General features: G+C 74.0%; 27 protein-coding genes. 9 read left to right on the forward strand and 18 right to left on the reverse strand.

Going from position 1 to position 23093, the window contains the following annotated elements; all coding sequences use genetic code 11:
* Positions 1-15: 15 nt before the first annotated feature.
* Both MTO91_RS23915 and MTO91_RS23920 read left to right on the forward strand, forming a co-directional pair.
* The gene (locus MTO91_RS23915; RefSeq protein ID WP_476652850.1) at positions 16-375 is read left to right on the forward strand and encodes a hypothetical protein; all 360 of its coding nucleotides are present in this window, start codon (positions 16-18) and stop codon (positions 373-375) included.
* Positions 376-533: 158 nt separating this feature from the next.
* Positions 534-899 (forward strand): DUF732 domain-containing protein, encoded by a 366-nt coding sequence (locus tag MTO91_RS23920; protein ID WP_476652851.1) that lies wholly within the window; start codon positions 534-536, stop codon positions 897-899.
* 149 nt (positions 900-1048) lie between these two features.
* On the opposite strand, the gene MTO91_RS23925 is transcribed toward MTO91_RS23920, so the two are convergent.
* From MTO91_RS23925 to MTO91_RS23940, 4 genes are all read right to left on the reverse strand, one after another.
* Positions 1049-3175 (reverse strand): hypothetical protein, encoded by a 2127-nt coding sequence (locus tag MTO91_RS23925; protein WP_476652853.1) that lies wholly within the window; start codon positions 3173-3175, stop codon positions 1049-1051.
* Between the two features lie 450 nt (positions 3176-3625).
* Positions 3626-4252, reverse strand: coding sequence for a DUF2637 domain-containing protein (locus tag MTO91_RS23930; RefSeq protein ID WP_476652854.1), 627 nt, complete (start codon positions 4250-4252; stop codon positions 3626-3628).
* On the reverse strand, positions 4249-4416 hold the full coding sequence (locus tag MTO91_RS23935) for a hypothetical protein (RefSeq protein WP_476652855.1): 168 nt from the start codon (positions 4414-4416) through the stop codon (positions 4249-4251). Before MTO91_RS23935 ends, MTO91_RS23930 begins: the two co-directional genes overlap by 4 nt.
* On the reverse strand, positions 4413-4598 hold the full coding sequence (locus tag MTO91_RS23940) for a DUF4236 domain-containing protein (protein WP_465880186.1): 186 nt from the start codon (positions 4596-4598) through the stop codon (positions 4413-4415). Before MTO91_RS23940 ends, MTO91_RS23935 begins: the two co-directional genes overlap by 4 nt.
* A 132-nt stretch (positions 4599-4730) precedes the next feature.
* On the opposite strand from MTO91_RS23940, the gene MTO91_RS23945 reads away from it, so the two are divergent.
* Positions 4731-4904 (forward strand): hypothetical protein, encoded by a 174-nt coding sequence (locus MTO91_RS23945; protein ID WP_476652856.1) that lies wholly within the window; start codon positions 4731-4733, stop codon positions 4902-4904.
* Position 4905: 1 nt separating this feature from the next.
* Here MTO91_RS23945 and MTO91_RS23950 read toward each other — a convergent pair whose 3' ends face one another.
* The 7 genes from MTO91_RS23950 to ddaH form a co-directional block, all read right to left on the reverse strand.
* Complete coding sequence (locus MTO91_RS23950; RefSeq protein ID WP_476652858.1) at positions 4906-5118, reverse strand: hypothetical protein; 213 nt, start codon at positions 5116-5118, stop codon at positions 4906-4908.
* Between the two features lie 66 nt (positions 5119-5184).
* Positions 5185-6078 carry a tyrosine-type recombinase/integrase gene (locus MTO91_RS23955; RefSeq protein WP_476652859.1) on the reverse strand — a complete coding sequence of 298 codons (894 nt, stop codon included), beginning with the start codon at positions 6076-6078 and terminating at the stop codon, positions 5185-5187.
* Between the two features lie 263 nt (positions 6079-6341).
* Positions 6342-7031: a response regulator transcription factor gene (locus MTO91_RS23960; RefSeq protein WP_062398072.1), complete on the reverse strand. Its 690-nt coding sequence runs from the start codon at positions 7029-7031 to the stop codon at positions 6342-6344.
* A gap of 1 nt (position 7032) precedes the next feature.
* Complete coding sequence (locus tag MTO91_RS23965) at positions 7033-8295, reverse strand: sensor histidine kinase (RefSeq protein ID WP_405414710.1); 1263 nt, start codon at positions 8293-8295, stop codon at positions 7033-7035.
* Between the two features lie 227 nt (positions 8296-8522).
* On the reverse strand, positions 8523-9257 hold the full coding sequence (locus MTO91_RS23970) for a phosphoglyceromutase (protein ID WP_167409998.1): 735 nt from the start codon (positions 9255-9257) through the stop codon (positions 8523-8525).
* A 17-nt stretch (positions 9258-9274) separates the two neighbouring features.
* On the reverse strand, positions 9275-10495 hold the full coding sequence (gene rocD, locus MTO91_RS23975; protein ID WP_476652861.1) for an ornithine--oxo-acid transaminase: 1221 nt from the start codon (positions 10493-10495) through the stop codon (positions 9275-9277).
* Entirely contained in the window at positions 10492-11397 is a 906-nt protein-coding gene (ddaH, locus tag MTO91_RS23980) for a dimethylargininase (protein ID WP_476652863.1), read from the reverse strand. The genes rocD and ddaH overlap by 4 nt, the downstream gene beginning before the upstream one ends.
* Positions 11398-11414: 17 nt before the next feature.
* Here ddaH and MTO91_RS23985 point away from each other — a divergent pair, with 17 nt between their 5' ends.
* Together MTO91_RS23985 and MTO91_RS23990 are read left to right on the forward strand one after the other, a co-directional pair.
* Positions 11415-11846: an Lrp/AsnC family transcriptional regulator gene (locus MTO91_RS23985; RefSeq protein WP_345640492.1), complete on the forward strand. Its 432-nt coding sequence runs from the start codon at positions 11415-11417 to the stop codon at positions 11844-11846.
* A gap of 57 nt (positions 11847-11903) precedes the next feature.
* Positions 11904-12413, forward strand: a complete 510-nt coding sequence (locus tag MTO91_RS23990) for a VOC family protein (protein ID WP_100878790.1) — start codon at positions 11904-11906, stop codon at positions 12411-12413.
* 7 nt (positions 12414-12420) lie between these two features.
* Here the strand turns inward: MTO91_RS23990 and MTO91_RS23995 are convergent, their stop codons facing one another.
* Together MTO91_RS23995 and gabP are read right to left on the reverse strand one after the other, a co-directional pair.
* Positions 12421-13185, reverse strand: coding sequence for a GntR family transcriptional regulator (locus MTO91_RS23995; protein ID WP_218622827.1), 765 nt, complete (start codon positions 13183-13185; stop codon positions 12421-12423).
* A gap of 46 nt (positions 13186-13231) precedes the next feature.
* Complete coding sequence (gene gabP / locus MTO91_RS24000; protein WP_062398084.1) at positions 13232-14635, reverse strand: GABA permease; 1404 nt, start codon at positions 14633-14635, stop codon at positions 13232-13234.
* A gap of 121 nt (positions 14636-14756) precedes the next feature.
* Here gabP and MTO91_RS24005 point away from each other — a divergent pair, with 121 nt between their 5' ends.
* The gene (locus tag MTO91_RS24005) at positions 14757-15389 is read left to right on the forward strand and encodes a TenA family protein (protein ID WP_476652864.1); all 633 of its coding nucleotides are present in this window, start codon (positions 14757-14759) and stop codon (positions 15387-15389) included.
* On the opposite strand, the gene MTO91_RS24010 is transcribed toward MTO91_RS24005, so the two are convergent.
* Positions 15377-15811: a thioesterase, FlK family gene (locus tag MTO91_RS24010; RefSeq protein ID WP_208818914.1), complete on the reverse strand. Its 435-nt coding sequence runs from the start codon at positions 15809-15811 to the stop codon at positions 15377-15379. The genes MTO91_RS24005 and MTO91_RS24010 overlap by 13 nt on opposite strands.
* An 83-nt stretch (positions 15812-15894) precedes the next feature.
* Here MTO91_RS24010 and MTO91_RS24015 point away from each other — a divergent pair, with 83 nt between their 5' ends.
* Entirely contained in the window at positions 15895-16854 is a 960-nt protein-coding gene (locus tag MTO91_RS24015; protein ID WP_062398091.1) for an FAD-dependent oxidoreductase, read from the forward strand.
* 5 nt (positions 16855-16859) lie between these two features.
* Here the strand turns inward: MTO91_RS24015 and budC are convergent, their stop codons facing one another.
* Positions 16860-17633 carry a meso-2,3-butanediol dehydrogenase gene (budC, locus tag MTO91_RS24020; RefSeq protein WP_226367706.1) on the reverse strand — a complete coding sequence of 258 codons (774 nt, stop codon included), beginning with the start codon at positions 17631-17633 and terminating at the stop codon, positions 16860-16862.
* 24 nt (positions 17634-17657) lie between these two features.
* The gene (locus MTO91_RS24025) at positions 17658-18101 is read right to left on the reverse strand and encodes a VOC family protein (RefSeq protein ID WP_208818912.1); all 444 of its coding nucleotides are present in this window, start codon (positions 18099-18101) and stop codon (positions 17658-17660) included.
* A gap of 161 nt (positions 18102-18262) precedes the next feature.
* On the opposite strand from MTO91_RS24025, the gene MTO91_RS24030 reads away from it, so the two are divergent.
* Positions 18263-19201, forward strand: coding sequence for a helix-turn-helix domain-containing protein (locus tag MTO91_RS24030; RefSeq protein ID WP_476652866.1), 939 nt, complete (start codon positions 18263-18265; stop codon positions 19199-19201).
* A gap of 119 nt (positions 19202-19320) precedes the next feature.
* On the opposite strand, the gene MTO91_RS24035 is transcribed toward MTO91_RS24030, so the two are convergent.
* Complete coding sequence (locus tag MTO91_RS24035) at positions 19321-20640, reverse strand: heparan-alpha-glucosaminide N-acetyltransferase domain-containing protein (RefSeq protein ID WP_476652868.1); 1320 nt, start codon at positions 20638-20640, stop codon at positions 19321-19323.
* 189 nt (positions 20641-20829) lie between these two features.
* Between MTO91_RS24035 and MTO91_RS24040 the strand changes: the two genes are divergently transcribed.
* Entirely contained in the window at positions 20830-21396 is a 567-nt protein-coding gene (locus MTO91_RS24040) for an LEA/WHy family protein (protein WP_476652869.1), read from the forward strand.
* A 91-nt stretch (positions 21397-21487) separates the two neighbouring features.
* On the opposite strand, the gene MTO91_RS24045 is transcribed toward MTO91_RS24040, so the two are convergent.
* Positions 21488-23065: an AMP-binding protein gene (locus tag MTO91_RS24045; protein ID WP_405414681.1), complete on the reverse strand. Its 1578-nt coding sequence runs from the start codon at positions 23063-23065 to the stop codon at positions 21488-21490.
* Positions 23066-23093: the final 28 nt, after the last annotated feature.

Genomic DNA, 23093 nt, shown 5'->3' on the forward strand with positions numbered 1-23093 from the left:
GAAGGACCCCCGACCATGAACCTCCGCCGTGAACCCGCGGTCCTGTGGCTGGCCCTGCTCGTCCCGGTCGTCCAGGCCGCCGTAGCCCTGCTCATCCCCGGCGACCGCGCCCTGGCCACCACGATCAACGCCCTCGCCGTCGCCGCCGCGGGCGCGATCACCGCGTGGCAGGTCGCCGACGAGAAGCTGCTGCCCGCCCTGACCGGTCTGGCCCAGGCCGTGCTCGCCCTGATCGTTGGTCTCGGTGTCGACCTCAGCCCCGAGCAGCAGGCCGCGGTCCTAGCCCCGATCGCCATCCTGGCGGGCTTCGTGGTCCGCGACCGGGTCACCGCACCCAGCCCGCCGGCGGCGAAGCCGCCGCACGTCGTCGCCTGACCCGGGCCAGCTGGTCTCCCGCGCCGCCACGCGACACCAGCCGCCCACACCACGAAGCGCCCCGCACCGCCCGGCTTCCCCCGGGGCGGTGCGGGGCGCCTTCGTCAATTCTAGGGATCCGGTGTAGCGGGCTGCGCCGATCGGCCGATCAGACGGATATGACCGCTTCGATCCGCCCGCGCTACCTCATCCCGCTGATCTGCATTGCCGTCGTGGCGCTCATCGTCACCGTCGTCCTGATCACCGTCCGTGTCGTCGACGGGGCCCCCGGCTCTGGAGCACCAGCCGATCCTGAGCGGCAGTATCTCCAGGCGATGGAGGCCGCCCAGCCCACCGTCATCGAGACGGTCGGCGGCAGCGAAGCTCGTCTGGTCTCCCTCGGTCAGCAGAGCTGCGAGGTGGTCCGAACCGGCGGCTCGTTCGCTGAGGCCGAGCGGGTCATGCAGCAGAGCGGGCTGACGGCGGACGAAGCGTCGACCGTGACCTACATGGCCAACTCGTTCTTCTGCCCTCGCATCGGGTAGGTTGCAGCTCGGCCGGGTAGGTGATCACCTACCCGGCCGCCTACCGGCCTGACCTGCGGGAACACCGCCGGGTAGGTGATCGGGTGCGTCATGGCGCTGTGCGCGAATCAGCAGGTCACACCTGTCCGGGGCCCCGCGGGCAGGCTCGCCTACCCAGCCGCGGCCTCGCCGTCGTCGCGTGCTGCGGCGACGTCGGCGGCGCGCACACCGCTGGTGTTGCGGCCCTCGATCTTCACCCCGGGCGTCGGGACGCCGGCCTCGCGCAGCTGCTGGCCGAGCGCGTCGACGGTCAGGGTCGACCAGGTCGTCGAGCGCAGCAGCGCGAGCCGGGCTCGCAGGTCGCTCAGGTGCATCCGGTCCACCCCGGCTGCGGTCAGGACCTTGTGCACGTCGTCGAGCAGGCTGGGGGCGTCGGCCTCGGTGGGCAGGTCCGCCGCCGCGCCGGTGAGGCTGCCTGCCGCCAGCCGCAGCTGCCGGGCCCGGTCGGCCACCTTGTCCGAGGTGAGGGCGTCGAGCCCGAACACGGTGCGCACGATCTGCGCGTCGGCGCCCTCCCCGCGGAAGTACGCGATCCCCTTGTCCTCGAACGCGAACTGTGTCGCCTTGAGCCCCTCCTTGTGGGACGAGTCGCCCAGGACCTGGTCGTTCGACTTCCACCCGTTGACCTTGAAACACACCCGGGCCGAGGCGTTGTCCTTGATCGCGGTCGGGATGGCGTTCGCGTCGGGTTTCTGCGTCGCCCACACCACGATGATCCCCAGCGCCGGGCCGCGTTTGACCAGGTCACGGCAGATCCCGATGAACTCGTCGCGGACCGCCTTGTCCGGGAACTCCTCGAACCACACCTGGCACTCGTCGATGCACACGACGATCGGCCCGTACTTCCCCGGATCGGCGGTGGCCAGCGCGTCGGTGACCTTCCCCTTGTCGGGGTTCTGCTCCAGCGTCAGGTCCCTGACCAGCGCCGACCGGCGGCGCATCTCGTCGCGCACCCACTTCATCCGACCCAGCTGGTAGGCGACGTCCTCGGGCTCGTCTCCGACGGAGTACACGTGCGCGAACTTCGCCAGCGGCGACAGGTCCCCGGTGCCCTTGAGGTCGAACACCAGCACCCGCGACCGGGTGTCGAGGCCTGCGACCAGCCCGAACTGCCGCACGAAGAACGTCTTGCCCATGCGCGGTACCGCGCCAACGATCCACGCGGTGTAGGCGATGGTGGTCTCGACCCACTGGTTGCGCTGGTTGGTGAACATCGCGACGGGCTTGAAGAGGTTCACCTGCCCGGCCTTGAGCAGCGGCCACGGAGCCTGCCGGGCGGTGTTCATCGGCTGGTCGGACACGAACAGCGACAGGTGCCCCGGGTGGCGGACGCCGATCGACGGCCACACGCAGCCCAGCTCGCGGCGCAGCGCGGCGGCGAACTGCTCGCGCCGCTCCATCACCCACGACGCGGCGACACCGGGCGGCAGCTCGACGTCGATCTGGTAGCCCGGCCCGTGGCGGGCGACGTCCATCAGCAGCCTGATGCCGTCGGGCTCCTTCATCTTCGAGTTCCCGAGCTCGCACAACGCGCCCGCGACGACGTCCGCCCGCAGCGGGAGCACCACCCCGGGCGACACCCGGGTGTCGGGCACCAGGTGCCGCTCCCGGTTCCGCCCGTGCCATCCCAGCGCGAGCACGACAACCGCCCCGACGGTGAGGAGCGGCCACAGCGGCGGGCGCGGGATCAGCGCCAGCACGCCCGGCCCGAACCACGCGATGCCCGCGGCGACGCCCGCCCCGACGGCGAGCTCGCCGAGTCCCCGCCCGGGGATCAGCTTCACCACCCACGCCCCGGTGAGCACCCCGACCGCGATGCACAGCGCGGCGGGCGCGAGGAACGCCAGCACCGGGCCGGCCACCGCCAGCGCCAGCGTCCCGGCGACCACCCACCGGGCGTGCAGGTTCGTCCGGCGGGCGGCGTGTGCCCGCTGGTACTCGGCGGTCTGGATGTTGCGGGCGTGGTGGTGGCGCAGGTCGGCGGTGTCCTGGTCGTACAGGTAGCGGGCGACCGCCGCGGTCACCCGGGCGAGCCCCCGCGGGCTGTAGGCGACCAGCATCACCAGCACCCGCGGGAGCGCCACCAGCGCCCGCCCGCCACGCCACACCCACTGGCGGGTGAGCACCTGGACGGTCGCCCGCAGCGTCTCCCGGTCGGTCGCCCAGGGCGGGAGGATCGGCTCCCGGTCTCCCGCCCGCCCGCCGCCCGGTCCCGGGCCCTGCTCGGTGCTCGTCATCGACGTCGCCTCCCGCGTCGCCCACCGCGACGCTTCCTCTTCACGGGGGTCAGGACGAGCGTGAGGCGACCCTTACGGTCGCGCTGCAGCAGCCCGCCCACGATCTGCTTGCTGGTCTTCGACCGGGCGGCCAAGATCACCGCGGCCAGGGCGAGGCTTAGCCACACCACCTCCGGGGCCACGCTCACCAGGCACCGCCGGTCTCCGCCGGGTGGCCGGGGCACAGCCGCACGCACACCTGGCACCGCAGGCACCGCTCGACGCACTGCTCGCAGCACCCGCACCCCGGGCACAGCGGCGGCTCCCGCCGGTGCCGGCACTCCGGGCACCGCGGCCACGGGTTCACCCGCCGCCCACGACGGCCGCTCAGGTCCCGCGACCGACCGCGCCCGGACCGGTGCCGCCCGCCGAGCTCGCGCCGGAACGCGCGGATCACCGTCGTCCACGCGCTCATGCCGGCACCCGCTCCCGGTGCTCGGCGAGCAGCTCCCGCGCCTGGTGCTCGGTGACGCTGAGCTCGCGGGCGAGCCGCCGCCGCCCGGCCCCCTGGGCGATGAGCGCCCGGACCCGCTCCTGGTCCGGCTCGACGAGCGCCGCCGGGGCGACATCGGGCGGCGGGTCGGTGGGCGCCGTCAGCTCGGCTGCCGGCGACGGGGTCTCGACCTCGGCGTCGACCGGGTCCTCGGCGAGCTGGGGCTCCGGGTCGGTCCGGCCCGCGAGCACCGCCAGGTGCACCATCGCGAACAGCACCGCCGGAGCGACCGCACCCACAGCGACCGCCACTCCCCAGTGCGGCACCTCCCCCGCCGCGGCCAGCCCGTGCCCGAGCGCGTTACCCCCGACCGACAGCGCCAGCAGCACCAGCGCGAGCCACCGCCCGAACCGGCGGGCCGGCCCGGTCCGGACCACCCACGCCACCGTCCCCGCCGCGGCGCCGGCGTCGACCACGACCGGGATCAGCCAGGCCGTCCCGGCCGGGAACTGGCACAGCACCGCCAGCTGCTGCAGCGTGGTGAACGACAGCACGATCGCCGCGATCGCGACCACCGTGATCAACGCGTAGAGCGCGGCCCTCACAACCGCCCCCGCTCCCCGTGGGCCCGTGCGACAGCCGCCTTGGCCTGCGACACCAGCACCAGCACGACAACGGCCAGGCCCAGGGCCACTACCCCGGCAAACGTCCGGCCTGCGGCGAGTAGCACCAGCCCAGCAAGGACCGCGCCGCCGACGGTCTGGGTCATCGCCCGGCCCGCTTCCCGCCCCAGGTGACGCCGCCCGGGCCGGGGGTGTCGAGGCTGTGCGTGCCGCGGGTCGCGTTCCACGACCACGGGCCCACCTTCAGGCCCCAGCTGGAGAACCCGCGGTGGGTGAAGTTCAGGCGTAGCGGGCCGATCCTGATCGTCTTGCGCGCTCGGTAGCGCATCGGCGTCTCCTCAGGTCTGCAACACGAAGTTGCCACCCAATGTTGCACAGCGGCGGAGCGCCATGCAACATCAGGTGGCAACCTGACCTGTCAAGATTCCGAGCTGTGGAGAACGGGGACGAGATGAGCCGCGTGCGCACTGCCGCCGGTCGCTATGCCGACGCCAAGACCGCGACCGAGCAGGCCCGTCAGGAGCTGCACTCCGCCATCCTCGCCGCGCTGGCCGCCGGCCTACCGATCGGGAAGGTCGCTACAGAGTCCGGCTACGACCGCGAGCACGTGCGCCGCATCCGCGACGGGGCGTAGCTCACTCGTCCGGGATGCGGACTCCTGCAGACCGGATGGCCTCGCCGAGGTGGCGGCGGAGCCGGGCGGCGGTCTCGATCGGCAGGACGACGGGCTTGCATCCGGTCACGTGCAGCAGCACATGGCCGGTCGCGCGGTCGAGCTGGGTGACGACGGTCGAGTCTCGGGACAGCAGGTCGACACATCGGAGCACCCACCGGTGACGATCATCCACACCCCCACTGTGTGATCGTGTTGCGGCGCAGCGCGAGCCCAATCGGGTCCCACAATCCGGTGGTCATCACGCTGCCGCGGATCCACCGCGTGACGGCCGGAGGCGGCGTGTGGTCAGCAGCTCGATGAACTGGACCGCGTCGATCGGCTCGGTCGCTGTGTAGCCGAGGGTGGTGTCCACGGACCGGTGCCCCATGAGGCGGGCCTGGCGGAAGATGTCGCCGTCCGCGCGGTGGTAGTCCGATCCGAACCGATGCCGGATCTGGTGCGCGGTCTCGTCGATGCCGAGGTCACGCAGGTGCCGGTTGATCAGCTGGGACACGCGGTCGGGGGAGTGCGCGCGTCCGTCGGTGGGCCGCCGGAACACCGGGCCACGTCTCCGGGCCATGGCCGGCCGCAGGAGCGCCATCACCGCGGTCCCGACCGGGACGGTCCTGACCTTCCCGCCCTTACCCTCGAAGCGCAGCAGCCCCTGCCCGTTCGGGAGCGGGCTGATGTCGGTGACCTGCAGCCACGCGATCTCGCAGCACCGCAGGCCGGAGCAGCCGGCCAGGGCCAGCCATGCCAGCATCTCCTGGTTCCCGTCGGCGGCGCGGATGGCCAGGTCGTAGTTCCCGTCGAGCATCGGCCGCGGCGGCCGGACCGGCACACGGGGCCGGTCGAGGATCGCGGCCGGGTCGTCGCTCCGGAGCCTCGGCCGGGCCTTGGTCGACATCCACCGGTACAGGCCCCGGACCGCCGCGATGTACGAGGCGCGCGTCTCGGGGGCCCCGCGGAGACGGGTTGCCCACGCGTAGAGGTCGTCCTCGGTGACCTGGTCGAGCGCGGTCGGTGCGAGATCGTGCGCGACGGCCCGGAGCTGCACCCGGCGGAGCCGCTGGGTTCCGGGTCGCCACCGGTCGGAGTGCGCGCGGATGTAGTGCTCGATCAGATCGGAGTTGCTGGCGGACATCGGCGTCATCTCCACACCCTGCGTGCGGAGAGCAGTCAAGCGGTAGCCGTCCGGATTGCCCTCGTCACGCAGCGGTTGCATGATGTTCCACCCATCCGGAGGCCGAACGGGTTTCCGGCGCGGTGCTGTGCCCGTCGGGCGGACCTGGCGGCCACGGCCAGTCAACCTCGCGACCGGCAGTCGGCAACGCGATGACCTGCGCTTCGCCGCGGCCCGGTGTCGGCGTTGATGTCCGACACCGAGCCGTTATCGACGGTCGGGCAACCCCTGGCTCACACGTCGAACTTGTAGCCGAGCCCGCGCACCGTGACCAGGTGCTTGGGCGTCGAGGGGTCGCCCTCGACCTTGGACCGCAGCCGCTTGACGTGCACGTCGAGGGTCTTGGTGTCGCCGACGTAGTCCGCGCCCCACACCCGGTCGATCAGCTGGGCGCGGGTGAGCACCCGCCCGACGTTGCGCAGCAGGTACTCCAGCAGGTCGAACTCCTTGAGCGGGAGCGCGACCTCGTCGCCGTTGACCGACACGACGTGCCGCTCGACGTCCATCCGCACCGGCCCGGCCTCCAGCACACCGGTGCCGCCCTCGGTCTCGCCGCCGGTCTCGCCCCCGCGGCGCAGCACCGCGCGGACGCGGGCGATGAGCTCGCGCGCCGAGTAGGGCTTGGTGACGTAGTCGTCGGCGCCGAGCTCCAGCCCGACGACCTTGTCGATCTCGCTGTCGCGGGCGGTCACCATGATCACCGGCACGGCGGAGCGGGAACGCAGCGCCTTGCAGACGTCGGTACCGCTCATGCCGGGCAGCATCAGGTCCAGCAGCACGATGTCGGCGCCGTTGCGGTCGAACTCGCTCAGCGCGTCGTTGCCGTTGGCCGCGACGGCGGTGGTGAACCCCTCCTTGCGCAGCATGAACGCGAGCGGGTCGGCGAAGGACTCCTCGTCCTCGACGATCAGCACCCTGGTCATCTCATCCTCCGGTTCCGGCGGTCTGGGGGGAGCTGCCGGCGGCAGCCTCACCATGGGGGGCGCCGCCGATGCCCATCCGGGCGGGCAGGCGCATGGTGAAGGTCGATCCGGTGCCGGGGCGGCTCCACAGCCGCACCTCGCCACCGTGGTTGGCGCAGACGTGCTTGACGATCGCCAGGCCGAGACCGGTGCCGCCGGTGGCCCGCGAGCGGGCCGGGTCGACCCGGAAGAAGCGCTCGAAGACCCGCTGCTGGTGCTCGGGGGCGATGCCGATGCCGCGGTCGGTCACCGCGATCTCGATCGAGCCGTCGACCGAGCGCCGGCTCACCGACACCGACGAGTCCGCCGCGGAGTAGGCGATCGCGTTCTCCAGCAGGTTCGTCAGCGCGGTGACGAGCAGCGTGCGGTCGCCGTCGACGACCAGCCCCGAGGTCTCGTCGGCGGTGATCTCGACGGCGTGCGACTCGGCCGAGGTGCGGCTGCGGGCCAGCGCCTCGGAGACGATCTCGTCGACGTCGACGGCGGCCAGCGCGGGCAGCCGTTCGGCGCCGGTCAGCCGGGACAGCGCGATCAGCTCCGACACCAGGTTCCCCATCCGGGTCGCCTCGCGCAGCAGCTTGTCGCCGAACCGGCGGACCTCACGGACGGCGTCGGGGTCGGGCTCGCCGCCGTCGGCGGGCTCCAGGCCGTCGAGGCTGTCGAGCAGGGCCTCGGCCAGCAGTGCGACCGCGCCGACCGGGGTCTTGAGCTCGTGCGAGACGTTGGCGACGAAGTCGCGCCGGGTCGCCTCCAGCCGGGCCACCTCGGAGGTGTCGACGGCCTCGACCAGCGCGAAGCCGTCGCCGAGGGAGCGGACCCTGGCCTGCACCGCGACCGGGCCGCGGGGCGTCCGGTCCAGCGGCGAGAGGTCGACGGTGTAGTCACCGGAGACGAGCAGCCGGTCCCTGCCCTGCACCCGCCGGCAGGCGGCGAGCGCGCGCGGGTCGAGCCGCTCGTCGGTGACGGCGCCGAGCGCGGCGGCCCGCGGGTTGTGCAGGAGCACCTCACCGCCGGCCCCGACCACGGCGAGCCCGGAGCTCGACTGGCGGAACGTGCGGTGCAGCAGCTCGCCGAGGGTGGGTCCATCGGCGGCCACGGGGTCCGCCGGGGGGCGGCCGGTGCCGGGGCTGGGTCGGCCGTGCGACGGCCGTCGCGCCAGTGCGGCCCCGGCGGTGAGACCGAGGAGCAGGGCGAGGGCCGTGATCAGCCACGCGAGCGTGGTCACGGGTGCATGGTAGGCAGCCGGGGGTACCCCCTGACCAGCGCCGGACACCGGATGGTGACGCCCGCGACCCCTCCGCGCGACACTGTTCGGTCCCCGTTCACCGTGGGTTCAGCGAACCCCTACCCCACCCGACCCGGGGTGCTCCCAGGGTCACTCTCGTAGCGCTCTAAGCCACGAAAGTGACTCTGGGGACATCCCCGGGGGTGCAGCTGGCGGGGGCGGTGGGGTCAGCGACCCTGGTTCGCCACCCCGGCGATGGCCTCCTGCGCCGCGGCCGGGTCGAGGTAGCGCCCGCCCGGGTTCGTCGGCGTCAGGTCGTCGTCGAGGTCGTAGACCAGCGGGATGCCGGTGGGGATGTTCAGGCCGGCGATGTCGGCGTCGGAGATGCCGTCGAGGTACTTCACCAGCGCGCGCAGCGAGTTGCCGTGCGCGGCGAGCAGCACGACCTTCCCTTCGCGCAGGTCCGGCACCACGGCCTCGGTCCAGTAGGGCAGGAACCGGTCGACGACGTCGGCCAGGCACTCGGTCAGCGGGGCGTCGACGCCGGCGTAGCGCGGGTCGGCGTCCTGGGAGAACTCCGAGCCCTTCTCGATCGCGGGCGGCGGGGTGTCGTAGGAGCGGCGCCAGAGCATGAACTGCTCCTCGCCGTACTGCTCCAGGGTCTGCTTCTTGTCCTTGCCCTGCAGCGCGCCGTAGTGGCGCTCGTTGAGGCGCCAGTCGCGCTTGACCGGGATCCAGTGCCGGTCGGCGGCGTCGAGGGCGATGTTCGCGGTGGAGATGGCCCGGCGCAGCAGCGAGGTGTGCACGACGTCGGGCGCGACGCCCGCCTCGGCCAGCAGCTCGCCGCCCCGGCGGGCCTCCGCCTCGCCCTGGGAGGAGAGCGGCACGTCCACCCAGCCGGTGAACAGGTTCTTCGCGTTCCAGTCGCTCTGACCGTGACGCAGCAGTACGAGGGTCGGCATGGCGGACAGCCTGCCACCTACCCGCGGGAGAGGTCGGCGAGCACGGCCCCGAACGTGTCCACCAGCACGTCCACCTCGTCGTGGGTGACGACCAGCGGCGGGGACAGCCGCACGGTGACGCCGTGGGTCTCCTTGGCCAGCACCCCCCGCCGGGCGAGTGCGACGCACACGTCGCGGCCGGTGCCGATCCGCGGGTCGACGTCGACGCCGGACCACAGCCCCACCCCGCGCACGGCGGTGAGCCCGGGCAGCGCGCGCAGCCGCGCGTCCAGGTGCGCGCCGAGCTCACGGGCCCGCGCCTGGTACTCCCCCGTCGCCAGCAGCGCGCACACCGCGGACCCGACGGCGGCGGCGAGCGGGTTGCCGCCGAAGGTGGAGCCGTGCTCGCCGGGGCGCAGCACGCCGAGCACGTCGCGCCGCCCGACGACGGCGCTGACCGGCACGATCCCACCGCCGAGCGCCTTGCCGAGGGTGTAGAGGTCGGCGCGCACCCCCGACAGGTCGGTGCACAGCGTGGCCCCGGCCCGGCCGAGCCCGGACTGGATCTCGTCGCAGACCAGCAGCACGCCCCGCCGCTGGGTGAGCTCGCGGACCGCGCGCAGGTAACCGGGTGGCGGCACGAGCACCCCGGCCTCGCCCTGGACCGGTTCGAGCAGCACCGCGACGGTGTCGTCGGTGAGCGCGGCGGCCAGCGCGTCGGCGTCGCCGTAGGGGACGCGGTCGAAGCCGGGGGTGAACGGGCCGAAGTCGTCGCGGGCGACCGGGTCGTCGGAGAAGGAGACCACCGTCGTCGTGCGGCCGTGGAAGTTCCCCCCGGCGACGACGATCCGCGCCGTCCCCGGCCGCACGCCCTTCACCCGGTACCCCCAGGCGCGGGCGACCTTCACCGCGGACTCGACGGCCTCCGCGCCGGTGTTCATCGGCAGGACGGCCTCGGTGCCGGTCAGCGCGGCGAGGTCGCGCTGGAACGCCGGCAGCCGGTCGTTGTGGAACGCCCGCGCGGTCAGGGTGAGCGTGTCGAGCTGGGCGTGCGCGGCCGCGGTGAGCGCGGGGTGGCGGTGCCCGAAGTTGAGCGCGGAGTAGCCCGCCAGCGCGTCGAGGTAGCGGACGCCGTCGACGTCGGTGACCCAGGCGCCGTCGCCGTGGGACAGCACGACCGGCAACGGCGCGTAGTTCCGTACGCCGAACTCCTCGGCGAGGGCGATCTGCGGGTCGGTGCCCGGGACCACGGCGGTCACGACCGCAGCTCCAGCGTGGCGCACTTGATCCCGCCGCCGCCCCGGCGCAGCTCCGAGGTGTCGACGCCGACGGTGCCGAACCCGCGCTCGGCCAGGTCGGCGGCGAACTTCTCGGCCTGGGGCGCGTGGACGACGGTGCGCCCGTCGGAGAAGCAGTTCAGGCCCAGCACCGCCGCGTCGTCGTCGGAGACGACCACCGCGTCGGGGAAGCGGAACCGCAGCACCTCCTGGGAGGCGTCGTCGAACGCGCCGGGCAGGTAGGCGACCGCGCCCGGCCCGCCGGCCGGGTCGAGCACCGCGAACGCGGTGTCGAGGTGGTAGTAACGCGGGTCGACCAGCTGCAGGGACACGACCTCGCGGCCGAACACCTCCGCGGCCTCGGCGTGCCCGCGCGGGTCGGTGCGGAACCCGGTGCCGGCGTAGACGGTGTCGCCGACGAGCAGCAGGTCGCCCTCGCCCTCGTTGACGTGGCGGGCCTCGTGCACGGCGAACCCGGCGGCCCGGAACCACGCGCCGTACGCAGGCCCCTCGGCGGCGCGCTCGGTGTGCCGGAACCGGGCGGTGAGCGCGGTCCCGTCGATCACGGTGCCGCCGTTGGCGGCGTAGACCATGTCCGGGTACCCGGGCAGCGGGTCGACGAGCCGGACGTCGAACCCGAGGTCGCGGTAGACCGCGTGCAGGGTCTCCCACTGCGCCAGCGCGAGCCGGGTGTCGGTCGCCTGCTCCGGACGCATCCAGGGGTTGATCCGGTAGCTCACCGTGAAGTGCTCGGGGCGGCACATCAGCACAGAGGTCATGGGCACAGCATGGCGCGCCCACCCCGTGCGTTTCCCGGCTTCGGGCGCACGATCTGCGCGTGCCGTCCCGGTTCGGCGCTGGTTCCGCGCGCTCCGGTCTAGCATCCGGCGTCGTGGACGGGATCGACGCGATCGACCGCAGACTGCTGGACCTCCTCCGGGTCGACGGGCGGGCCGGCTGGGCCGAGCTGGGCGAGCGGGTGGGCCTGTCGGCGTCGGCGGTGCGACGCCGGGTGGACCGGCTGACCACCCGCGGCGTGGTGCGGGGCTTCACCGTGCAGGTGGACCCCGACGTCGAGCAGGGCCCGGGCGTGGAGGCCTACGTCGAGCTGTTCTGCCGCGGCACGGTGGCCCCGGCCGAGCTGCAGCGGATGCTGTCGGCGGTGCCCGAGGTCGTCACGGCGGGGACGGTCACCGGGGAGGCCGACGCACTGGTCCTGCTGCGCTCGCGCGACGTGCGGTCCCTGGAGGACGCTCTGGAGCGGCTGCGGCTCGCGGCCAACGTCGACCACACCCGCTCGGCCGTGGTCCTGACCTGGCTGGTGACTCGTTGAACTCTCACGGGACACCGCGTACCGTAGTCGATTGAGAGTTCAACCAAAGGAGCAGCCGTGCCCGTCCAGCGACTCAACCACGCCGTCCTCTACGTCCGCGACGTCCCGCGCAGCGTCGGCTTCTACCGCGACACCCTCGGCTTCCGCCCGGTCGTCGAGCTCCCGGGCGGGCGCGGCGCGTTCCTGCAGGCCGAGGGCTCGACCAACGACCACGACCTCGCCCTGTTCGGGATCGGCGCGCAGGCCGGGGCCTCGCAGGCGGGCCGCGGGACCGTCGGGCTCTACCACCTGGCGTGGGAGGTCGACACGCTCGGCGAGCTCGCCCGGATCGGCGAGCGGCTGCAGGCGGCCGGGGCGCTGGTCGGCGCCTCCGACCACGGCACGACCAAGGCGCTCTACGCGAAGGACCCCGACGGTCTGGAGTTCGAGGTGTGCTGGCTGGTCCCGGCGGCCCTGATCGACGGCGACGACCACGACATGCGCATCGAGCCGCTCGACATCGCGGCCGAGATCGCCCGCTACGGCGCGGACACCCGCGGCGGGATCGGCGTCTCGGTCCCGGCCTGAGCCCGTCTCAGCCGGGCTCGTTGAGGTCCACCCGGTAACCCGAGCGGGACGAGAACTGGGCGGTGACCGAGAACCGGTCGCCGCGGACCAGGGTGTGCCGCCACTCCACGGGGCGCCCGGCGGACAGGCCGAGCCGCTCGATCGACAGGGCGGCGACGCCCTCGTCGATACCGAGCAGCTCCCGCTCGCCGCGCCCGGGCAGCACGGCCCGGATGTTCTCCATGCCGCCGTCGACGCGGATCCCGCAGCGGCGCCGGTACTCGGGGTAGATGCCGGTGTGGGTGAAGTCGACGTCGAGCAGCGGCGCCGCCAGCTCCTCGGGCAGCCACACCCGGTCGACGGCGAGCGGCTCGGCGTCGGCGAGACGCAGCCGCTCCAGGTGCACCAGCGGCGTGGACTCCTCCAGCCCCATCCGGGCCGCGACCACGCCGTCGGCGCGGACCTCGAAGGTCCGCACCACGCTGCGCTGGGTGCGCCCGGCGGACTCGACCGCCACGTAGAGCGAGTACGGCTCGTCGAGCGGCTGCTCGATCTCCGAGCGCACGGTCGGGCGGGCGACCCGCCCCCGCCCGGCGACGACGGCGCCGTCCTCCCGCAGCCGGCGCAGCGCCTCGCGCACGGTGTGCCTGCTGACCCCGTAGTCGGCGGCCAGCGCGAACTCGCCGGGCAGGGCCTCGTCGAACTCGCCGTCGGACAGCCGGCGGCGCAGGTCCGCCAGCAGCTGCTGCCACAGCGGCATGGTTCCGTTGCGGACCAGTGCTCGCGCCGTCATCGCCCCACCCCCTCGCGCGTGATCACCGTAGGCGAGCGCCGTGGGGTCACCGCACGGCGGCCCGCGCACGCCGCCGGGTGAGCAGCACGCCGACACCCACGACGCCGGCCGCGATGAGCGCGGTCATGCCCAGCTCGAAGCGCGACCCCTCGCGGGTGGCCATGTAGACGAGCACCACCGGGATCACGACGATCACCGCCCAGGTGAGCACCGGGTAGCCCCACATCCGCACCGGCATCGCGACGCCGTCGCGCTCCAGCACCCGGCGCATCCGCAGCTGGGACACCGCGATGACCAGGTAGACCAGCAGTGCGATCGCGCCGGAGGTCGCGAGCAGCGCGGCGAAGACCTCCTCCGGGAAGGCGTAGTTCGCGATCACCGCGACGAACCCGACCAGCGTCGACCCGAGCACCGCGAACCGCGGCACGCCCTGCCCGGTGGTCCGGTTGACCAGGTCCGGGGCCTGCCCGCGGCGACCGAGGGAGAACAGCATCCGCGACGCCGTGTACAGCGCCGAGTTCAGGCAGCTGGCGACGGCGACGAGCACCACGACGTCGACGATCAGCTTGGCCGACGGGACGCCCAGCGCCTCCAGGGCCGCCTGGTAGGAGCCGACCTCGGGCAGCCGCGGGTCGTTCCACGGCACGATCGCGACGACGAGCAGGATCGAGGCCAGGTAGAACACCGCGATCCGCCAGATCACCGAGCGGGTGGCCCGGCCGATCCCGCGGGCCGGGTCGCCGGACTCCGCGGCCGCGATCGTGACGATCTCGGTGCCCATGAAGCTGAACATCGTCACCAGCACCGCGGCGACCACCGCGCCCGGCCCGTTCGGCAGGAACCCGCCCTCGGACACCAGCCGGGACAGCCCCGACACCGACGAGTCGTCGCCGACGAAGCCGGGCAGCAGGCCCAGCACCGCGAGCACCCCGACGACGATGAACGCGATGATCGCGACCACCTTGAGGAGGGCGAACCAGAACTCGAACTCGCCGTAGTTGGCGACGGAGAACAGGTTGGTCACCGTCAGCAGCACGGTGACGGCCAGCGCCCAGCCCCACTGCGGCACCCCCGGCAGCCACGAGTTGAGGATGACCGCGGCCGCCGTCGCCTCCACCGGGATCACGAGGACCCAGAACCACCAGTACAGCCAGCCGACGGTGAACCCGGCCCACGGCCCGATCGCCCGGTCGGCGTAGGTGGAGAACGAGCCGGAGTCCGGCTGCGCGGCCGCCATCTCGCCGAGCATCCGCATCACCAGCACGACCAGCGTCCCGGCGAAGAGGTAGGCCAGCAGCACCGCGGGGCCCGCGGTGGCGATCGCGCTGCCGGAGCCGATGAACAGCCCGGCGCCGATCACCCCGGCGATGCTGATCATCGTGACGTGCCGGTCGCGCAGCCCCGCCTTCAGCTCGCCACCGGCCTCCGGCCGGTTCACGGTCTCCGTCATGGCGCCTCCCCTCCTCGGTGCCACAGCCGGCGGTGGCCGGTGCGTTGCGCAATGGTCACCCGGGTGTCGCCCGTTGTCACACCCCGGGTCCCGTCCGGGGGCTACGCCTAGCCTGGGCGGCATGGGATTCAGCGTGCAGCTGCGCGAGTCGACGGCCGCGACCTGGGACGCGGCGGTCGGACACCGGTTCGTCGACGAGCTGTGGTCCGGCACCCTGGACCGCGGCGTGCTGCGGCACTACCTGGAGCAGGACCTGCAGTTCGTCGACTCGTTCCTCGCGCTGCTCGGCGCCGCCGTCGCGACGGCCGACCGGCCCGGCCCGCGGGTCCGGCTGGCCCGTCAGCTGGGGCTGGTCGCGGGCCCGGAGAACGACTACTTCGAGCGCTCGCTCGGTGAGCTGGACGGGAACACCGAGCCGGAGCGGACCGCCCCGACCGTCGGGTTCATCGACCTGATGGACTCCGCCCGCGACGCCGGGTACGCCGAGACGCTGGCCGTGCTGGTCGTCGCCGAGTGGCTGTACCTGGACTGGGCGACCCGGCCGGGCGCCACCACCCCCGACGACCGGATCTCCCGTGAGTGGATCGAGCTGCACCGCGGCGTCGAGTTCGAGGAGTGGGTCGCGTTCCTGCGCGACGAGCTCGACCGCGCCGCCGACCGGCTCGACCCCACCCACCGGGAGCGGGTCGCGGCGCTGTTCGTGCGCGCGGTGGACCTGGAGCTGGCGTTCTTCGACGCCGCCTACCCCGGCTGAAGGCCGACGACGGCCTTCACGACCTGGGCCCGGGCGACCACGACGCCGTCGCAGACGGCCGTCACCGCGGTGAACGCGGAGCGGCCGGTGCGCCGGTCGAGCGTTCCGCGGAACGCGACCTCCCGGCCCCGCGGGGCCTGCGCGGGCAGCGTGACCGCGGTGGACACCGACACCGCGTGCTCGGCCTCGGTGAGGTGCGGCAGGACCGCGAGCAGCGCAGCCACCTCCAGCCCGACGGCCAGCGCACCGGCGTGCGCACCGCCCGCGCCGCCGTCGGCGAGCTCGTCGACGGTGAACGCGACCCCGGCGGCCGGGTCGGCGTCGTCGAGCAGCCGGGCGCCCAGCGCGGCCTGCAGCGGGACGGCGAGGACGAGCGCGGCCCGGCGGGCCAGCGCCGGGCCGGTCAGCAGCGGTGCGGTCACCGGGCCGAGTGTGCGCCCCGCGGGTGGCCGGGCGTCGACGTCCGGATGACGATCCGGGACCGGTGGCTGCGAGGATCGCCGGCATGGGAGGCAACCGGCGGGCGGTGGTGGTCGGCGCCGGGATCGCGGGCCTGAGCTGCGCGGTCCGGCTGCGGGAGCGGGGCTGGTCGGTGCGGGTGCTGGCCGACGCACCGGTGGAGGCGTCGACGTCGCACCTGGCCGCGGCCGTGTGGTTCCCGACCCGCGCCGGGCCGCGGGACAAGGTCCTCGACTGGGGCCGGCGCACCTTCACCGAGCTGGCCCGACAGGCCGCCGACGGCGTCCCCGGCGTCGTGATGCGGGAGTCGCTGACCCTCTACCGGACCGAGCCGGAGCCGCAGTGGTGGGCCGACGCCGTCGGCGAGGTCCGCCCGGCCCGGCCCGGCGAGCTGCCGCCCGGCTACGCCCACGGCCTGCGTTTCGCGGTGCCGCTGGTCGAGATGCCGGTGCACCTGCCCTGGCTGGCCGCCGAGGCCGGGCGCCTCGGGATCGTCCTGGAACGCCGCCGCGTCACCTCGCTCGACGAGGCCGGGCGGGACGCCGACCTCGTCGTGCACTGCTCCGGGATGGGCGCGCGGACCCTGGTCGGTGACACCACGGTGACCCCGGTGCGGGGACGGATCGTGCGTGTCACCAACCCCGGCCTGACGATGTCGGTCCGCGACGAGGCGCACCCCGGCGGACGCGCGTACGTGCACCCCCGCGCGCACGACTGCGTCCTCGGCGGCACCCTCGACGACGGCGTCTGGGACGCGACGCCGGACCCGGCCGCCGGCGAGGCGATCCTGCGACGCTGCCGCGACATCGTCCCCGCCCTGCGCGACGCCGAGGTCCTGGAGCACCTCGCGGGCCTGCGCCCGGCCCGCCCGGAGGTGCGGCTGGAGGCCGAGCCCGCCACCGCGACCCGGCCGCGGGTGATCCACGACTACGGGCACGGCGGTTCCGGCATCACCCTGTCCTGGGGCTGCGCCGACGACGTCGCGGACCTCGCCGACGCCCCCTGACCCGGTCAGGACATCCGCGGCTGCCCGTTCGACGCGGACAGCCCGCCGTCGACGGGCAGGTTGACCCCGGTGACGAACCGCGCGTCGGGCCCGGCGAGGAAGGCGATCACGTCGGCGACCTCGGCGGGGTCGCCGCCGCGGCCCATCGGGATGCGGTCGGCGAAGCGGGCCATCAGGTCCTCGTCGCCGGTCATGCCCTCGGTCATCTCCGTGTGGGTCAGCGACGGGCTGACCGCGTTGACCCGGATCCCCTCGCCGCCGTGGTCGAGCGCCATCGCCCGGGTGAGGTTGACGACGGCGCCCTTCGCCGAGTTGTAGGCGACGTTCGCCCAGTCCCCGCCCAGCCCGGACACCGAGGTCACGTTCACGATCGAGCCCCGGGTCGCGCGCAGGTGCGGCACCGCGGCGCGGGAGGCGAAGAAGACCCCGTCGACGTCGACGGCGTGCACGAACCGCCACTGCTCGGTCGAGGTCTGCTCCGCGGTGCCCGGCCGGGCCACCGCCGCGTTGTTGACCAGCGTGTCCAGCCGCCCGAAGCCGGACGCGACCTCGTCGACGAGGTGGGTGATCGCCTCCTCGTCGGACGAGTCGGCGACCAGCACGTGCATCCGGTCGGCGACCGCCGGGTCGGCGCCGGCCACCACGTCGTCGAGCTTCTCCTTCGTCCGCCCGGTCAGCACGACCGTGGCCCCGTCCGCCGCGAACCGCCGCGCGGTGGCGGCGCCGATGCCCGAGCCCGCTCCGGTGACGATCGCGACCGTGCCGTCCTTCGTTCCCATGATCGGCGGGTACCCGCGGTGGGCTCACACGATGCAGAAGTCGTTGCCCTCCGGGTCGGCCATCCACAGGTGGTCCACATGTGGAGAACCCGGGGACAGGTGCTCCTCGACGACCCGGGCGCCGAGCGCGCACAGCCGTCGTGCCTCCGCCGCCAGGCGCTCGCCGCGCAGCTCGGCGGGCAGGTGCCGGCCGCCGGAGACCTGCAGGTCCAGGTGCAACCGGTTCTTCACCGTGCGCGGCTCGTCGACCCGCAGGAACGAGATCCGCGGGCCCGCGCCGTCCGGGTCGCTGATCGCGGCGACGTCGCCCCACTCGTCGGCGGGCACCTCGTGGTGGACCATCCACGCCTCCCAGGTCTCGAACCCGGTCGGCGGAGGGGCGGGGGCGTAGCCGAGCGCGGCACTCCAGAACTCCGCGAGCAGGCGTGCGTCGGCACAGTCGACGGTGATCGTCCAGGGGGTCGCCATGGGTGGAGGCTACGGCCGGGCCCCGACCGTTCCGCGGTGGCGCGGGTCGCGCCGACGCCCGGTCACGGGGTAACTTTCCGCATCCGATCACCCGGCGCACCGGTGGAGGGCGAGTGAACGGACAACCGCCCGGCAACGGAGTGCGACGGCTGAGCCTCCGCATGAGGTCGGCGGCCGACGTCGAACGGTTCGCCGCGGAGTTCTACGCGGGCGCGGTCATACGGCCGATGGGCGACGGCCGCGACTTCGAGGTGGGGAACGAGACCGTCGCCGCCCCGGGGTTCTCGCTGAGCGACCTGTGGGTCACCGCCGAGATGGACGCCACGGTCGACCCGGTCGAGAACGACTTCATGATCGACCTCGTGCAGGGCGGACGCATGCGCCTGGACACCGAGGCGTACGGCACCGTGCTGCTGCAGTCCGGCGACGTCGGCGTGCTCCCGCCCGAGGGCCGCTTCCGGGACCTCGCCGAGGACATCGACCTCGACGTCGTCGCCCTCGACACGGCGGCCCTGACCCGCTGGGCCGGACAGGTGCACGGTGTCGCGGTCGACCGCGTGCGGCTGTCCGCGATCACCCCGCGCAGCGACGCGCACGCGCAGCGCTGGGCCGCGACCGTGGTGCACGTGCGCGACCGGGTGCTCGGCAACCCGATGCTGCTGGACGGGTCCGTCGCCGTCGACGAGGCGTTCGGGCTGCTGGCCTCGCGGTTCCTGGAGACGTTCCCGAACACCGTGCTCGACGAGGCGGGCCGGCGCGGGGGCGCACGCACCCCGGCCCTGCCCTCCCGTCTGGTCCGCAGCGTGACCGAGCACCTGCGCACCCACGCGCACCGGCCGTTCGACCCGGCGGAGCTGGCCCCGCTGACCGGGGGCCCGGCCCGGGCCGCCGTCGCCGGGCTGCGGCGGGCCGGGACGGACCCGGCCGCCGTGCTGTGGCGGGCCCGGCTCGACGGTGTGCGCGCCGACCTCCGCGCCTCCGGCGACGCGACGTCGGTCGGCCGCATCGCGGGCCGGTGGGGGTTCCTGCGTCCGGGCGGGTTCCGCGTGGCCTACACGCGCGCCTTCGGCGAGGCCCCGGAGGACACCGCGGCCGGCTGAGGGCCCGAGGCACCGACCGGCACCGAGGTCCACCGCGGTGGTGGTCCGTGGAGGCGGACGCGACGACCCGTCGTCGCCCGGCGGCGCACCACGCACGCCGGCGGCAGCGCCCTCGGGGCCTACGGCTCCGCCGCCCCCTCGGACGCGGGCTCCGGTGACCCGTCCGCGGTAGCGGGATCCCGTGCCACGGACGGGGCCGAGGGGTCCGGCGCACGTCGGACGCCGGCCCCCCGGCCACCGGCCCACACCCCGGCGCGCCCGACGAGTCCGCCGACCAGCCCCTCCAGTGGGCCGCGCCGGAACCGAGTCCGCCACATCGTGGCGAACACGGCGTAGCAGGCGATCTCGGCGACGAAGGCCGGCACCGAGTCCGTCCGCGCGTACGGCGAGATCAGGTACAGCACGTGGGTGCAGTACAGGGTCAGCGTCATCGACCCCAAGGCGGCCGGCGGCGCCGTCACCACCGCCACCACGTGCCCGGCCCGGCCCGGCAGCCCCGCCGCGAGGCACAGCGCACCGACGACGGCGACGGCGATCCCGGACGACTGCACGACCTGCGGGGTGGTGCCGGTGTGCGGGCCGAGCACGGCCAGCCACCACCAGCTGTCGGTGGGCACGACCCCTCCCGCGCCCACGGACAGCAGCTCCGACACCGGGTCCTCGGTGCCCAGCGGCAGTGCGAGCAGCCGGGACAGACCCCCGAGCGGGTGCAGCAGCAGCCACGACGCCCACCAGGCGGCGGCCGCGACGGCGGTGCCTGCGGCGACGAGTCGCAACGCCACCCGTCGCGACGACAGGTCCAGCCGCCCGACGACGAGTCCGACGCAGACGTAGGCGAACCACGTCGCGACCGGGTAGTTGCCGGTCAGGAACACCTCGCGCAGCGCTGTGAGCGGCTCGGTGGCGACCGACACGAACGACGGATCGGTCCCCAGCGGGGCGGGCAGGTGCGCGCGGGCCAGGTGGCTCACCACCGGCATCACGCAGGCGGAGGCGACCCCGACGGCGAGCACCACACGGGTCGGCAGCAGTACGAGCGGCACGGCCAGGACGAACAGCACGCCGTAGAACACCAGGATGACGCCGGGGCTGCGGTCGGTGTCGAACGAGCCCAGTGCCAGGCCGATCAGGCAGACCAGCACGGCGCGGGTGCCGAGCCGGGCCGCCGCGACCCGGGCGGCGCGGGCCCCGGTGACGCGGGCGCGGCCGGTCGTGAAGGCGACGGCGGCCCCGGCGAGGACGGCGAACAGCGGCGCGGCCCGCCCGGCGAGCACGCTCTGGACCGGTGAGGCGGCGCCGTCCGGGCCGGACTCGGAGAACAGGTGCACCGCGATCATCCCGATCAGCGCGAGGCCGCGGGCGGCGTCCACCGCCACGACCCGCCCCGGCGGCGGCGCCGGGTCCGGGCCACGCCGCCGGGAGGTGGTCGTCGTCCCCATGGGCCGGGGCTCGCGCGTCACCGCGACGGCGTTAGCCGCGCCGGGGCCGCTCCCGGACACGGCGGGACGAAGGTCCCGCCGGGACCGGGCCGGAAGTCCCGGGGCCACCGGCCGGTGGCGCGCGATGGTGATCCCGCCCCGTGCGACGCCCGGCGTCCCGGGCACCGGTCCCCTCCCGGAAGGCACACGATGCCCCGACCGCTGCGTGCCCTGCTCGCCCTCGCCCTGGCCCTGCTCGCCGCCGCCGCCGGGTGCTCCACCACCGTCGACCGCTCCGAGGTCGCCGCCCGCGCCGCCGCGGAGGCCGACGCCGCGGACGCCGACGGCCCCGCGGGGCCTGCGGGGCACGCCCCGGTCGCCGGCGGCTTCGGACGGCCGCACACCTTCCCCGGCGGCAGCGTCGTCGACGTGTCCCCGCCGCGCGGCGGGGGCCCCGGGGGCGCGGGCGCGCGCACGGCGACGGTCACCGTGACCCTGACCAACCCGACCGGGTCGCCCGCCGACCTCACCGGGCTGGACGTCGGCGCCACCGCCGACGGCGCCGAGCTGACCGCGCACGCCGAGGAGAGCACACCGGAGGTGCGGCTGCCGCCGGGCGGCACCGCCCGCTTCGACCTGGTCTTCCCCCTGACCCCCGCGCCCGTGCGGGAGTTCGTCGTGACCGTCACACTCACCGCCGTCGACGCCGAGGGCGAGGACGTCGAGGGGTCGGACCACGCGGCGGGCGCGAGCGTGACCTTCGAGGCGGCGGTCTGACCGGCGGGCCCGGCCCGCACCCACAGACGACGGAACGGCGCCGCCCCCGCATCGCTGCAGGTCACGGCGCCGTCCCGGCCGTTCAGAAGGGTCAGGCCCTCTCGTTCTCCCGGGCCCGCAGGTCCTTGCGCAGGATCTTGCCCGAGGCCGACTTCGGGATCTGGTCGATGAACTCGACCACGCGCACCTTCTTGTGCGGCGCGACCTTCTCGGCGACGAAGCCCATGACGTCGTCCTCGGTCAGGTCCTCATCCGAGGCCTGCTTCACCACGAACGCCTTCGGGACCTCCTCGCCGTCGGCGTCCTTGACCCCGATGACCGCGGTGTCGGCGATCTTGTCGTGGGTCAGCAGCAGCGCCTCCAGCTCGGCGGGCGGCACCTGGTAGCCCTTGTACTTGATGAGCTCCTTGACCCGGTCGACGATCGAGTAGACGCCCTCGTCGTCGACGACGGCGATGTCACCGGTGTGCAGGAAGCCGTCGGCGTCCTTGGTGGCGTCGGTCGCCTCGGAGTTGTTGAGGTACCCGACCATCACGTTCGGGCCCTTCACCCACAGCTCGCCGCGCTCGCCGACGCCGACCTCCTCGCCGGACTCCGGGTCGACCAGCTTGCACTCGATGTTCGGCAGCGCGAAGCCCGACGAGTTCAGGTCGAGGTCGCCGCGGTCGTCGGGCATGCAGTGGCTGACCGGGGACAGCTCGGTCATGCCGTAGCCCTGCAGCACGGTGCAGTCCAGCCGCTTGGCGACGGCGCGGCCGAGCTCGCCGTCCAGCGGGGCGGCACCGGAGAAGATCGTCTTCACGCAGGACAGGTCGAACTTGTCGATGATCGGGTGCTTGGCCAGCGCGACGGCGACCGGCGGGGCGATGTAGAGCCGGTCGACCTGCAGGTCCTGGGTGATGGTCAGGAACTGCTCGAGGTCGAACTTCGGCATGGTGACGACGGTGGCGCGCGCGTGCAGACCCTGGTTCATCATCACGGTCATGCCGTAGATGTGGAAGAACGGCAGGAACGCCATGATCTTGGTCTCGCTGGTCACGTCGCCCATGGCCTGGATCTGGAGCAGGTTCGCCACCAGGTTGCGGTGGGTCAGCACCACGCCCTTGGCCAGGCCGGTGGTGCCCGACGAGTACGGCAGCACCGCGGTGTCGGTCGCGGTGGTCGTCAGCTCGGGGGCCGGGGCGCCGGAGCCGACGAGATCGCGGAGCGAGTCGTGGCCCTCGGTGGCGTCGATGGTGAGCACGACGTCCTCGGACAGTCCCGCCTCCTTCGCCCCGGCCACGGCCCGGTCGAGGAACGGCGAGACGGTGATGACCATCTTCGCGCCGGAGTCCTTCAGCTGGTGGGCCAGCTCGCCGCCGGTGTACATCGAGTTCGCGCTGGTCACGATGCCGTTGGCGCGCAGGATGCCGTGGAACAGCGCCGCCCACTGCGGCAGGTTCGGCGCGAACAGCGCGACGACGTCGCCGGTGCCGATGCCGCGGGCGGCGAGCCCGCCGGCGATCTTCTCGACCAGGCCGTGGAACTCGGTGTAGGTCAGCTGGTCACCGGTGGTGCCGTCGACGATCGCCGGCGCGTCCGCCCGGTCGCCGAACCCGTCGGCGAACAGGAACTCGGTGAGAGAGACGTCAGGGATCTCGACGTCCGGGTACGGGCTGCGCAACGACAAGGTTCGCTCCTTCGCGAGGTCCTGCGGG

It is taken from the genome of Pseudonocardia sp. 2-7, from assembly GCF_056341085.1.